General features: G+C 36.4%; 11 protein-coding genes and 1 pseudogene. 7 read left to right on the top strand and 5 right to left on the bottom strand.

Annotated features, from left to right (window positions below; genetic code table 11):
* Window positions 1–30 precede the first annotated feature (30 nt).
* From ACQKMD_RS08555 to yugI, 3 genes are all read left to right on the top strand, one after another.
* Window positions 31–588 (top strand): RNA polymerase sigma factor, encoded by a 558-nt coding sequence (locus ACQKMD_RS08555; protein WP_427751153.1) that lies wholly within the window; start codon window positions 31–33, stop codon window positions 586–588.
* Window positions 578–2,368 (top strand): hypothetical protein, encoded by a 1,791-nt coding sequence (locus ACQKMD_RS08550; RefSeq protein ID WP_427751152.1) that lies wholly within the window; start codon window positions 578–580, stop codon window positions 2,366–2,368. The genes ACQKMD_RS08555 and ACQKMD_RS08550 overlap by 11 nt, the downstream gene beginning before the upstream one ends.
* An 81-nt stretch (window positions 2,369–2,449) precedes the next feature.
* Window positions 2,450–2,830 carry a S1 domain-containing post-transcriptional regulator GSP13 gene (yugI, locus tag ACQKMD_RS08545; protein WP_427751150.1) on the top strand — a complete coding sequence of 127 codons (381 nt, stop codon included), beginning with the start codon at window positions 2,450–2,452 and terminating at the stop codon, window positions 2,828–2,830.
* Between the two features lie 525 nt (window positions 2,831–3,355).
* Here the strand turns inward: yugI and ACQKMD_RS08540 are convergent.
* Window positions 3,356–4,663: a sigma 54-interacting transcriptional regulator gene (locus ACQKMD_RS08540; RefSeq protein WP_427751148.1), complete on the bottom strand. Its 1,308-nt coding sequence runs from the start codon at window positions 4,661–4,663 to the stop codon at window positions 3,356–3,358.
* Between the two features lie 139 nt (window positions 4,664–4,802).
* Here ACQKMD_RS08540 and pruA point away from each other — a divergent pair, with 139 nt between their 5' ends.
* From pruA to ACQKMD_RS08525, 3 genes are all read left to right on the top strand, one after another.
* A complete protein-coding gene (gene pruA / locus ACQKMD_RS08535; protein WP_427751146.1) occupies window positions 4,803–6,347 on the top strand; it encodes an L-glutamate gamma-semialdehyde dehydrogenase in 1,545 nt (514 codons plus the stop codon).
* A 126-nt stretch (window positions 6,348–6,473) separates the two neighbouring features.
* Window positions 6,474–7,667: an ornithine--oxo-acid transaminase gene (locus tag ACQKMD_RS08530; RefSeq protein WP_427751144.1), complete on the top strand. Its 1,194-nt coding sequence runs from the start codon at window positions 6,474–6,476 to the stop codon at window positions 7,665–7,667.
* Window positions 7,668–7,759: 92 nt separating this feature from the next.
* A complete protein-coding gene (locus ACQKMD_RS08525; protein WP_427751143.1) occupies window positions 7,760–9,004 on the top strand; it encodes a Glu/Leu/Phe/Val family dehydrogenase in 1,245 nt (414 codons plus the stop codon).
* A gap of 68 nt (window positions 9,005–9,072) precedes the next feature.
* Here ACQKMD_RS08525 and ACQKMD_RS08520 read toward each other — a convergent pair whose 3' ends face one another.
* The 4 genes from ACQKMD_RS08520 to ACQKMD_RS08505 all read right to left on the bottom strand — a co-directional run bounded on the left by ACQKMD_RS08520 (window position 9,073) and on the right by ACQKMD_RS08505 (window position 11,887).
* Entirely contained in the window at window positions 9,073–9,309 is a 237-nt protein-coding gene (locus ACQKMD_RS08520) for a DUF378 domain-containing protein (protein WP_427751292.1), read from the bottom strand.
* 57 nt (window positions 9,310–9,366) lie between these two features.
* Window positions 9,367–10,077, bottom strand: coding sequence for a metallophosphoesterase family protein (locus ACQKMD_RS08515; RefSeq protein WP_427751141.1), 711 nt, complete (start codon window positions 10,075–10,077; stop codon window positions 9,367–9,369).
* A 94-nt stretch (window positions 10,078–10,171) separates the two neighbouring features.
* Window positions 10,172–11,152, bottom strand: a complete 981-nt coding sequence (locus ACQKMD_RS08510; protein ID WP_427751140.1) for a cation diffusion facilitator family transporter — start codon at window positions 11,150–11,152, stop codon at window positions 10,172–10,174.
* A gap of 12 nt (window positions 11,153–11,164) precedes the next feature.
* Window positions 11,165–11,887, bottom strand: coding sequence for an MgtC/SapB family protein (locus ACQKMD_RS08505; RefSeq protein ID WP_427751138.1), 723 nt, complete (start codon window positions 11,885–11,887; stop codon window positions 11,165–11,167).
* 142 nt (window positions 11,888–12,029) lie between these two features.
* Between ACQKMD_RS08505 and ACQKMD_RS08500 the strand changes: the two are divergent.
* Window positions 12,030–12,914: pseudogene (locus tag ACQKMD_RS08500) on the top strand (DMT family transporter).
* Window positions 12,915–13,249 lie beyond the last annotated feature (335 nt).

Raw genomic sequence — 13,249 nt, 5'->3', positions numbered from 1 at the left:
ATACAGAACAACAGAGAGTGAGGGGGAATAATGACAGAAAAGGAACTAATCACCAAAGCTCAAAGTGGTGATTTGGTGTCATATAGCATACTTATACAATTACATCATCGAACTGTTGAAAAGTTTGCTTTTCAGTGTGGTGTTCATACACACGACATACCAGATGTCACCCAAGAAGTATTTATAAAGCTATATCGCTTTTTACACCAATTTAATCATGAGAAATTCACAACTTGGCTATATAAAATCACCTTAAATGCGACACGAGACTATTATCGTAAGGAATCACGAGAAGTGGCGAAGGAACAGAAATTTACACTAAATAGTTCGAACCATACATACACACCTTCAGCTGAAGAACAAATTTTAGTCTTTGAAGAGGACCAGGAACTACATCAAGCTATCTTACAACTTGCTGAGAAATATCGCCATCCCATTGTGCTCTATTATTTTCATGAACTAACATACGAACAAATTGCAGAAGTATTAAATACACCGTTATCAACAGTCAAAACACGGCTTCTACGTGCTAAAGAGCAACTTAAAAAAGTGCTATCAAAGAACGGGGGTGTCAAAAGTGGACGATAAAAAATTCGAAGACCGAATGAAGTTACTGAAAAAATCGTATGACAAGGTGCCATCAAAATTTCAACAACAAGAAGTTTTGGAACAAATCAAGATAGAGCAACAAAACGTGATAATAGAAAAACCTGCATATAGTAAGTCAAGAAACTTACCAATTTGGCTTGTTGGAGTAGCAAGTCTTTTTGTCATCGGGATAATCAGTCTAATTATGCTCTACGGTAATGATTATCAATTAAAACAAGGACAAATACCAACACCAACACCACAAACAGACCCAGTTGAGGACAGTTATAAGGAGTTAATAAAGGAGTTAATAAAGGAGTATCCAAAGTATAGGGAGCAATCACGTGAATCGTTGCATATGACAGAAAAGAGTTTTAAAGAATTGGGATTCGTACAATTAGCTGATGCCCAATTTAGATTTTATAAAGCGGAGAATAAATACTCAGAGATAACTATAGGTAATACGTATTCACAGTTTGCATACGAGCAACTAATTAGAGAGATAATGCCTCCAACTTATCTTATCTCAACGCTAATTAAACAATCTAAAGAAGAATCCTCAGATATTGTTGCGGAAAGCCTGCAAAATTATCGCTCGAAAATGATTGTATTAAAAGAGCATTTAAATAGCTTACTAGTCGAATATAATGATGAGTTAAAAGCTTTGCAAAAAGGTGGAGCAATAGATGTTCAAGGTATATTAGCAAAAAAAGAGCAATTACCTGAAGATTTTCAGAAAGCCTTACAAATGGCAGAGGAACAAAATATAGTCCTGAAATCAGTTGAATCGGACTTGACATTTGGCTTCGATACTAAGCCAGTAATTTATCAATTAGAGAATGTAATACCAAAAAGAATGCTTGGCTATTTAGAGATGATGAATGGAGAACCTTATACTGTAGGTGGATCATTAGCGTTTCCTCCAGAAGAAACAGCAAAAATATTAGTCAAATTTGAAAACACAATGAATTACAAGGATGAAGAAACAGGATTATTAGATGTATATAAAGGTTACTACACCAATATGGCTTACTATTTAATAAAAGGCTCAGACCAATTGCCGGTATTTGACGCTAACGGGAAAGTAAAAGATGTGTATCGTAAAGCTTGGGATATATTATTGAAGAATGGACCGTACACTACGCCATCGAAATCTTATCTATACCCCATCGTTAAGGAATTTGAAGCATCGAATTGGACCTCTTCTACAAGATGGGAGTATCTCGATTTTTCTGATGTTGAATCAGCTTTAAATAACGCGCTTTATTTAGATCAAATTAATCTAGAAACTGATAGCCCAGAATTTGACGGTTCATATTTTGAAATGCCGACAGATATCACAGTAGAATTTGAAAATCGTGTTCAAGATTTGTATCGTCTTTTTACCAAGAAACACGAGCAAGCCATCTTAAAAAATGCAAAGGCAATTGAAATTGCAGGATTATACTTTTATACAATCCAAATGGATGATTTTGAATCGTTTTACGAATTACTAGCAAAAAATGAGGCGTATGGGCAACTAAATAAACAGTTAGTCAAAGACCAAATCTGGCAGAGTAAAAATCTAATGGAATCTACTATAACTAAAAAGAAACTAAGTGAAGAATTTAAAAGCGTATTATTTATACAAGATACAGAAACAGATTATGAAGATGGAAAAGTAGGTTTAGTAACTTGGACTTTCCAGTCAGGAAAAGAGAGACATGGAGAAAAGACACTGGACCTTCAATTGGTGAAGGAAGAAAATGGATGGCGTATACCATTAAATCCAACAAAGTGATTTTTTGCCCGTACTATACCACTATGTTATAATTTAACATGAATATAGTGTATATATAGCTACAGAAGGTAGGAAGGGCTTATGGCAGACAAATATGTAGTAGGAGATGTGTTAACAGGTAAGGTAACAGGAATACAGCCCTATGGTGCATTCGTCGCTTTAGATGAAAATACCCAAGGACTTGTGCATATTTCTGAAATTACGTACGGCTTCGTAAAAAACATTGCAGATCTTTTATCGGTTGGACAGGAAGTACAAGTAAAGGTACTTGAAATCGATGAACATGCAAGTAAAATCAGCTTATCTATTCGTGCACTGCAGGAACGCCCACCAATGAAACGCAAAGAAAATGCACCAAGAAAATCTTTACAAGCGCGTGTTGACGAAAAAGATGCAGTTGGTTTCAATTCATTAAAAGAAAAGTTACAAGATTGGATAGACCAATCAGGTATAAAAGGTTAATTGAAAAGAGAGTTCACTTAAATGTGAACTCTCTTTAGTTTGTCGACAAAAGGCATACATAATGGTCATATCCTGAGTTTGCTAAGTCTAATTGGCTAGTTTCTTTAAATTTATAGAGTAAAAAGTAAGCAACGCCTGCATGGACAACTTTTTAAGACCACCTCTTAAAGTTATCCAGCGCACCCTCAATTTTTCTCTCAAGATGTTCTTGAGGTACTAGTTGATTTAAAGCATCATTTCAATTTGAATTTTTCAGGATAATTTTTCCTCGCCATCATTTTCCGTTACCTCAGAAGATTTGTTTTTATTATATGTGTAGTTGATTGGAGCGGAGGTGGCGACTCCTGCGGGAAAAGCGGGACAGTCCAAGACCCTGCAGGAGCGTAGCGACGAAGCGATTTAGCGCCCGCCGTAGCGGAAATCAACGGAATTATCTATTTTAAAATCAAAAAGACCGTAGACAAACTCGAATTTTCTCTAGTTTGTCTACAGTCTGAAGAGTTCACATGAATGTGAACTCTTTTTTTATTTCTTCATTTTTCTAATACGGTATTGTAAATTTTGTCTACTCATTCCGAGGGCATTAGCTGTTTTTGTAATATTTCCCTCATACATATTCAATGCTTTTTGCAAATAATATTCTTCCGCCTCACGTAAATACTCATCAAGTGGTAGTAGTTCCTTCGTATTTTGTACGACAAAATACGAGGCATCGTGAGAAGAGTCACGCAATGCTTGCACTTTCCATTTAAAGTGAAGCGGTAGCATTTCAAATGTAATCAATTCTTCTGTCGTTACCATTGAGACAATTTCCTCAAGCAAAATCTCTAATTCCTTTAAATTCCCCGGCCAATCATAGAGGTGGAAAAGTTCATTTACCTCATTAGACAAGCCTTGAATATTAGAGCCGAAACGTTGGCGATGACGTTTCAGGGAATTCTCTATAAATGGCTTAATATCTTCCCTTCTTGAATGTAATGGTGGCACATTAATCGTGACGGCTGCGAAAAAATAATAGAGTTCTTTTAACAGTTGTCCTGAGGCAATTAAATCTATAGGATCACCACCGATACTAGCGATAAACATATGATTTTTCATATGGTTTTCTTCTAATAACTGTAATAACTTTTCCTGTAATGCTAAAGATAAAAATTCAATACGTTCACAGAATATCGTGCAATTTTGAAGTGAATTTGTACTTTCATATAGTTTTTCTAAAATGGCTGAATCTGAACGCTGACAAAAAATAGTGATGAAGTGTTGATTAATAGGATCCAGGTTATGATGAATGCCTTCTGCGATTAAATCCTTACCAGTTCCAGATTCACCGATTAATAGTACTGGGAGTCTTGCTGTTGCAGCTTTTTCAGCTGTTTGAATAACTGATTTCATAGGCGGAGAAACAGCGGTAATAGTCGCAAACGTAATGGGTTCTCCGTAACGTCTTAATGGTTGGTAAACGAGCTTTTCAAGTGTAGTAATATCACGAGCAAACTCGATAGCACCAATCAATGCATCATTTTCAAAGACAGGAAATGTATCATTAATAGTCGTTATTTCTTGACCATTATGGTTCCAATAAGTTTGTTTGACATTAAGTACTTTTTCGCCAGTTTGAAGTACATGAAGTAATGTACTTTCTTCTTGCTCAAATTGAAAGAGCTCTAAAATAGACCGATCTTGAACCTCTTTTAAGTTCAGGCCCTCAATGTCTTTCATTTTTTCGTTATAAATAATCGTTTGCCCTTGGGCATTAACTGCATGAATGCCAACAGAAGCGTGTTCTGTTGCATGGCGGTAAAAGGGCGTTAAATCGTTGTCAATTGGTTTCATATGTTATCACCTTGAAATTTTTTTATAATTTAAAATATTTTTTGCTTGAAAAACGCAACAATCTTTTGCATTATTATAAGTGTAAACAAAAACTAAATGCAAATATTTTTTGCGCCTACATCACAAAGGAGGATTACAAATGATTCCGTACAAACATGAACCATTTACAGATTTCTCTAAAGAAGAGAACAACATAGCGTATTCAGAGGCTTTGAAAAAAGTGGAAGGATATCTTGGGGAAGAATATCCGTTAATCATCGGTGGAGAACGTACTACAACGAATGATCAAATCGTTTCATATAATCCAGCAAATAAAGAAGAAGTCATCGGCGCAGTTTCAAAGGCTAACAAAGAATTAGCTGAAAAAGCAATGCAAGTAGCAGATGAAGCTTTTCATACATGGAAGAAAGTAAAACCTGAAATCCGTGCTGATGTTTTATTCAAAGCAGCAGCAATTATTCGCCGTCGAAAGCATGAGATTTCAGCACTATTAACGAAAGAAGCAGGTAAGCCTTGGAATGAGGCAGATGCAGATACAGCAGAAGCAATTGACTTCTTAGAATATTATGGTCGACAAATGTTACGACTAAAAGACGGTCAGCCAGTTGAAAGTCGACCAGGTGAATTTAACCGTTATGATTATATTCCGTTAGGGGTAGGAGTAGTCATTTCACCTTGGAACTTCCCATTTGCAATTATGGCAGGTACAACAGTGGCTGCCGTAGTAACAGGGAACACAGTACTATTAAAACCAGCTTCTACGACTCCAGTAGTTGCTTATAAATTCGTAGAAATTCTTGAAGAAGCTGGATTACCTGCAGGTGTTGTTAACTACATTCCAGGATCAGGGGCAGAAGTAGGAGACTATTTAGTAGATCATCCGAAAACACGCTTCATTAGCTTCACTGGTTCTCGTGATGTGGGTTTACGCATTAACGAACGTGCTTCAAAATTAAATGAAGGTCAAATTTGGCTAAAACGTGTAATCGCTGAAATGGGCGGTAAAGATACTATAGTAGTTGATAAAGAAGCAGATTTAGAACTAGCTGCACAATCAATCGTAAAATCAGCATTTGGCTTTAGTGGTCAAAAATGTTCAGCATGCTCAAGAGCAGTAATCGTAGAAGATGTATACGACGAAGTGTTAGTTCGTGTTGAAGAATTGACAAAACGATTATCAGTTGGAGACCCAACAGATTTATCAAACTACACTGGGCCAGTAATCGATGCTGCTGCATTCAAAAAAATTACTGGCTACATTGAAATTGGTAAAGAAGAAGGTCGTATTGTTGCTGGAGGCACAGCAGATGACTCAAAAGGCTACTTCGTTAATCCAACAGTAATCGCTGATGTGACACCAGAAGCGCGTGTGATGAAGGAAGAAATCTTTGGACCAGTAGTAGCTATTGCAAAAGCAAAAGACTTCGATGAAGCATTAGCGATTGCAAATAATACTGAATATGGCTTAACAGGTGCAGTCATTACAAAGAATCGTATGCATCAAGAAAAAGCACGTGAAGATTTCCATGTAGGAAATTTATACTTTAACCGTGGTTGTACAGGAGCAATCGTAGGTTACCAACCGTTCGGAGGTTTCAATATGTCTGGGACAGATTCTAAAGCAGGCGGACCGGATTACTTACAATTGCATATGCAAGCAAAAACAACTTCTGAGACTCTTTAATCAATCTGTACCGAATTGATTTAGATAGAAAGATAAAAAAGGCGGACTATATTATAAAATGTCTGCCTTATAGAAAGAGGATAATGGACGTTAGAAAGCCTAGGTTACATTAAAGGGGGAAATATAATGACAAAGACACATGAGATTATTAAGCAAACAGAAACATTTGGTGCACCAAACTATTTGCCACTACCAATCGTTATTTCAGAAGCAGAAGGCGTATGGGTAAAGGATCCAGAAGGAAATAAATTTATGGATATGCTGTCAGCTTATTCAGCTGTAAACCAAGGACATCGCCATCCGAAAATTATTCAAGCTTTAAAAGATCAAGCTGATCGTGTGACATTAACGTCTCGTGCTTTCCATAGTGATCAGCTTGGACCATGGTATGAGTTAGTTTGTGAAGTAACGGGAAAAGAAATGGCATTGCCAATGAATACTGGTGCAGAAGCGGTAGAGACTGCATTTAAAGCAGCAAGACGTTGGGCTTATGATGTAAAAGGAGTAGCAGAGGGTCAAGCAGAAATCATCGCATGCAATGGGAACTTCCATGGCCGTACAATGACGGCAGTATCTCTATCTTCAGAAGCAGAGTATAAAAGAGGCTTCGGACCAATGCTTCCTGGTATTAAATTAGTAGATTACGGCGATTTAGAAGCTTTAAAGGCTGCGATTACTCCAAATACTGCTGCATTTTTAGTTGAACCGATTCAAGGAGAAGCGGGTATTGTTATTCCGCCAGCAGGTTACTTAAAAGCTGCACGTGAGTTGTGTCGTGAAAATAACGTATTATTTATTGCAGATGAAATTCAAGCTGGCTTAGCGCGTACAGGGAAAATGTTCGCATGTGAATGGGAAGATGTAAATCCAGATATGTACATTTTAGGTAAAGCACTAGGTGGGGGAGTTTTCCCGATTTCATGTGTTGTCGCAAGTAAAGAGATTTTAGGTGTCTATAACCCAGGCTCACACGGCTCTACTTTTGGTGGTAATCCAATTGCTTGTGCTGTTTCGATTGCAGCATTAAACGTATTAAAAGAAGAAAAGCTTGCTGATCGTTCTTTAGAGCTAGGAAATTATTTCATGGATGAGCTGGAGAAAATTGATAATGATGCGATAAAAGAAGTGAGAGGTCGTGGTTTATTCATTGGAATGGAGTTAAATGAATTAGCACGTCCATACTGTGAGAAGTTGATGACACTAGGTTTATTATGCAAAGAGACACATGATACAGTGATTCGTTTTGCACCACCTCTAATTATTTCTAAAGCAGAATTAGATTGGGCAATTGAGAAAATAAAAAAAGTCTTTACAAAATAGCTGAAATATATCCCACAATCACTTGAACTGTGTTACAATGTTTGCGATATACAGTATAAAAAACATTATGAATAAAGAGGCGAGAAAATCAAATGGCAGAAAATCTTAACCTGTTTACATCAACACAGGCGGTTATTCACGAAGCTCTTCACAAGCTAGGCTACGATGAAGGAATGTATGAACTTTTAAAAGAACCATTACGCATGTTAGAAGTACGTATACCTATTAAAATGGATGATGGCAAAGTGAAAGTATTCACAGGCTACCGTGCACAACATAACGATGCAGTAGGTCCTACAAAAGGTGGAGTGCGCTTCCATCCACAAGTTTCTGAAGATGAAGTTAAAGCGCTTTCAATGTGGATGACTTTAAAAGCAGGTATTGTTGATTTACCTTATGGCGGTGGTAAAGGTGGTATCATCTGTGACCCACGTCAAATGTCTATGGGGGAAATTGAAAGACTAAGCCGTGGCTATGTTCGTGCTATTAGTCAATTCGTTGGACCGACAAAAGATATTCCTGCTCCAGACGTTTTCACAAACTCGCAAATCATGGCATGGATGATGGATGAATACAGTCGTATTGATGAATTCAACTCTCCAGGTTTCATCACAGGTAAACCTATTGTTTTAGGTGGTTCACAAGGTCGTGACCGCGCAACTGCGCAAGGTGTTACAATTGTGATTGAAGAAGCAGCTAAACGTCGTAACATTGATATTAAAGGTGCACGTGTTGTTATCCAAGGTTTTGGTAACGCAGGTAGTTTCCTAGCTAAATTTATGAGTGATTTAGGTGCTAAAGTTATTGGTATTTCTGATGCTCAAGGAGCTTTGCATGACCCTGAAGGTCTGGATATTGATTATTTATTAGATCGTCGTGACAGTTTTGGTACTGTTACAACTCTTTTTGAAAATACAATTTCAAATAAAGAACTACTTGAACTAGATTGTGATATTTTAGTCCCTGCTGCGATTGAAAATCAAATCACTTCGGACAATGCACATGATATACGTGCAAGTATTGTAGTAGAAGCAGCAAATGGCCCGACAACTTCGGAAGCAACTAAAATTTTAAATGACCGTGGCATTTTACTAGTACCAGACGTACTTGCAAGTGCTGGCGGTGTTACAGTTTCTTACTTTGAATGGGTTCAAAACAACCAAGGCTACTACTGGTCAGAAGAAGAAGTGAATGAAAAACTTCTTAAAAAAATGGTTGAGGCATTTGATAATGTCTATACAGTTGCAACAACGCGTGGTATCGATATGCGTTTAGCAGCTTATATGGTAGGTGTACGTAAAACAGCTGAGGCTTCTCGTTTCAGAGGTTGGGTATAATAGTTGACTTAAGAAGTAAACCCCAAGAGCATGTTAATGTTCTTGGGGTTTTTTGTGTATACTAATCATCACATAGTACGAGCAACTTGAGGTTCAGAACGCTCTATTTCTACTGATGGTTTGAAGATTAATCCTAAATTCACAAGTCCTGCAATTCCAACGATAGTATAGACGATTCTAGAGACAATACTAGCTTGTCCACCAAAAAGACTTGCGACAACATCAAATTGAAATAAGCCCATTACACCCCAATTTAAAGCACCGATAATAGTGAAAAATAAGGCCGTTCTTTGTAAAACGCTCATCATAACACCTCCTCCTACAGCTAGAGTGTGTTGTGATGTTGAAAATCATACGAGTTTTTATTTAATAAAGCAAATGCTCTTACTAGGTAATTCTAGGCAATTTAATTGACCGCCATAAACTGCGCCTCCATCAATTCCGATGATATTATTTTGACCAAAATAAACATTATGATTATTTTCATTTTGATGTAAATTAGAGGTAGGTGTATGTCCAAATACTATTGTTTTTTTGCCAGTATATCCGTTATGAAATTCTTCGCGAATCCAAATAAGTGTTTCTTTTTCAGTTTCATTTACAGGGATATTAGGGTCAATACCTGCATGTACAAATATATAATCTTCATCTTCTATATAAGTATGTAAATTTTTTATGAATGCCAAATGCTCATCAAGCTTGGCAGATTGTAATTGTGGAACAATGAAATGTTCACCTTCACTGATGCCTTTTATCTCTTCTTCAAAAAAGCCATAACTAAGTAAGGTTTCTTTCCCTCCACATCGTTCTGTCCAATGCTTCCATGCGTATTCTGTTTGTTCAGTAAATGCTTTTTCCATTAAACTTTCGTGATTGCCAATTAAAACAATCGCACCATTTCGCTGTAATTTCATGACTAAATCTAATACACCAGCAGAATCAGGTCCTCGATCAATATAGTCGCCAAGTAAAACTAATCGATCTTCATCTGACGAATAATTCGCAAGAGTTAAAAGGTCTTGGAACTTCTTAAGTTCACCGTGTATATCGCTAATTAGAATTGTATTTTGCATTTTTAACACTCTTTTCGATGGGTTAAGTATAAAAGAGAAGCAAAGGGAAGTATGTTATTGACGTGCAGGCAACAATACGTCCCAATCTTTTCGTTTACTTCAGTATATCAGGGTGATTATCAATGTGGTTCCAATTTGTAATACCATCATCTTCATCAAAGGCAATTGTTACTTTTGAAACTTTGCTTTGAGATAATAAAATCTTCATCAAATAATCACGAATATCATCCACCTCAGCAAAAGTGAGAGTAGGGTCAATCTCAGCAAGACATTCTACGTGTAAAAACTCGCCTTCCTTTACTACTTCTAACTTTTGGATATCTCGAACATTTTTATCATCCCATAATAAATGGGCGATGTGGTTTAACATTTCTTCATCCGTTTCGCCAATAACCCCACGCGCATTTTCTAAGAATACAACACCGACAACGTAGAACATCATAAGACCAATTAGAATTGAAGCAATACCTTCTACTTGTAAGAATCCAGTGAAATGTGCGAATACTACAGCTATAAAAGCTAAAATGCCACCTAATGTTGCAACTAAATCTTCCATAAAGACAAGTTTTGTTGCAGGTTTCGCTCTTTTTAAATTGGCGAAGGCTTTCGGCAGGGCTGAAAAAATAGTAGCTGTCTCATTTGAATCATGGAGGATTTCCTTTGCAGCTTTCATTAATACAATACCTTCTAATACAATACCGATTGCCAAAACGCTTAAACTGATCCACATCCCGTTTGAAGTAGTTGGATGTGTAATTTGATGCCAACCTTCTTTTATCGTTTCATAAGATAATATTCCTACTATAATAACGGCTCCTAAACACACTAAGTTAACAACGCGACCAAAGCCTGTTGGGAATTGTCGAGTGGGTGCTTTTTTAGATAAAGCAGAGCCGATAAATACAAAGAATTGGTTGGCGGAGTCACCTAACGAATGCATCATTTCTGCGAACATTGCAACGTTTCCGGTAAAGAAGAAAGCTACTCCTTTTAATACGCCTAAAAACAAATTGACTATTGCCGCTAATAGCGAAGGTTTATTTCCTTTCTTTAATAAACTCCAAGTATTACCCATAAAATTCCTCCTCTAAGACAGGATTTCTATTTCTATTTCTTCTATATAAGGTTGTTCGTGAATGCTGTTATATAATGAAATAGTATCTTTTTTTGGAAGAGATGAAAAACGTAAATCAACTTCATGCCTAAATTCATTATTCTCTAGACGAATATCTTTAATACGCATATTATCTACGTCCATATCATTCTTCTGTAAAAATAGTAATATATCATTGATATCTTGTATATTTTTTACGCATATTTTCAATGATACTTCACGCATACGAAGACGCTTTGGCCCGAACTTCATAAAAATAGGAGCAAGGATTTCTACGCCAATCATAATAATAACTACTGCGATAATAGCTTGCCCATAAAATCCAGCTCCAACAGCGATACCAATTCCTGCTGCCCCCCAAATCATAGCTGCAGTTGTTAAGCCGCTAATATTGTCATTACCTCTACGCAAAATGACTCCAGCACCCAAAAAACCAATTCCACTAACTATTTGTGCGGCTAAGCGAAGTGGATCCATTGTGACATTTATGCCCGGTACGGGTTTAGCGTTATAAACAGATTCCATCGAAATGATTGTTAGTAAACAACTAAATGTAGCAATTACTAAGCTCGTTTTAAGTCCAACGGGTTTTCTCTTCAACTCTCTTTCAATCCCGATCACTAAACTTAACGTTGCAGCAACAATCAACTTGATAAACATTTCATGGGTTACATTATTCTCCAATAAAAAATCCATTTAAGAATCCTCCTCTAATTTAGTCTCTAATTTAGTTTTTATATTACCCGTAGCAACCACTCGTATCAAAATGAGGCACATCTAGTATTCGTATTGTACACTATGTAGGTGGAAAAATTTACTTTTTATAGGAGTGGACTTATTGGAAAAACCAATTATCCATCCGTACATCCCGATTATCATAGGTGTCATTTCTGTTTCGCCTTCTTCTATTTTAGTTAAGCATGTAGCTGATGCGAATTCTGGTTCATAGCTTTTTAGCGAATGCTTTTCTTTGTTTTATTTATGTCTCCATTATTCTTTATGAAATATGCCAATTAAAAAGAAGAGATTGGCTATATTCAATTATTGCGGTATTTTTTTTACGTTTCATTTTATTCTATGGTTTGAATTATTACGTTACATCTCGGTAGCAAGTTCGACAGTTCTTGTTGCCTTACAACCTATCTTTGCTTTTGCCGAAACGCACTTCTTCTTTAAAGAAAAAAATGCTTTAAAAAAACGCTGTTATTTGGTTTTATTGTAATAATGGGTTGCGTACTAATTAGTTGGGGGATTTAAAGGTAAGTGGTTCAGCTTTTTTTGGTGATATGCTTGCGCTTGTTGCTTGTGCGTTAGTGACCGGGTATTTATTATTCGGACAAGATATCCGACAAAGACTATCTTTAATGACTTATACAATGATTGTCTATTCGGCTAGTACGATTACTTTATTTTCATCTTTCTTATAAAAGGGAATCTTTTGGTCCGTATCCGGCAATTGATTGGTTTTGGTTTGTATTATTAGCTGTGGTACCTAATTTGTTAGGACATAATCTTTTCAACTGGTCCTTAAAATGGGTGAGCACAAATAGACTTTCAATAGCGATTCTATTTGAACCTATCGGAGCGGTATTCTAGCCTGCATTATATTTGATGAAAAACTAATGCTTACTCAAGTAATAGGGGGAGTGATTATAATAGCTCGTATTATGCTGTTTGTAATAGATGAAAAAAGATAATAAAGTTATTTCGAAAAAACTATTGATTTTTAAAATATGATGTTGTATAGTATTAAATGTCGTTAAGACGTGCTACAAAATATGAATACAACATCTCGAAAAACTTTTTCAAAAAAGTATTTGACAAAGAAAACAGATGATGATAAGATATTGAAGTCGCCTAAGAAACGACGATAAAATGAACCTTGAAAACTGAACATGCAAGACGTTAATCAATAAATGTTTTAAACATCAACTTTGTTGGTGGGTTAAAACGAAAAATAGACATCATCTTCGGATGATACGCTAGCAAAGCTAATGAGCTTTCAAACTACTTTTATGGAGAGTTTGATCCTGGCTCAGGACGAACGCTGGCGGCGTG

The organism is Viridibacillus sp. NPDC096237 (assembly GCF_050278625.1).
GTDB lineage: Bacteria > Bacillota > Bacilli > Bacillales_A > Planococcaceae > Viridibacillus.
Note: the sequence above shows the minus strand (reverse complement) of the source record. Positions and strands in the feature narration are given on the sequence as shown.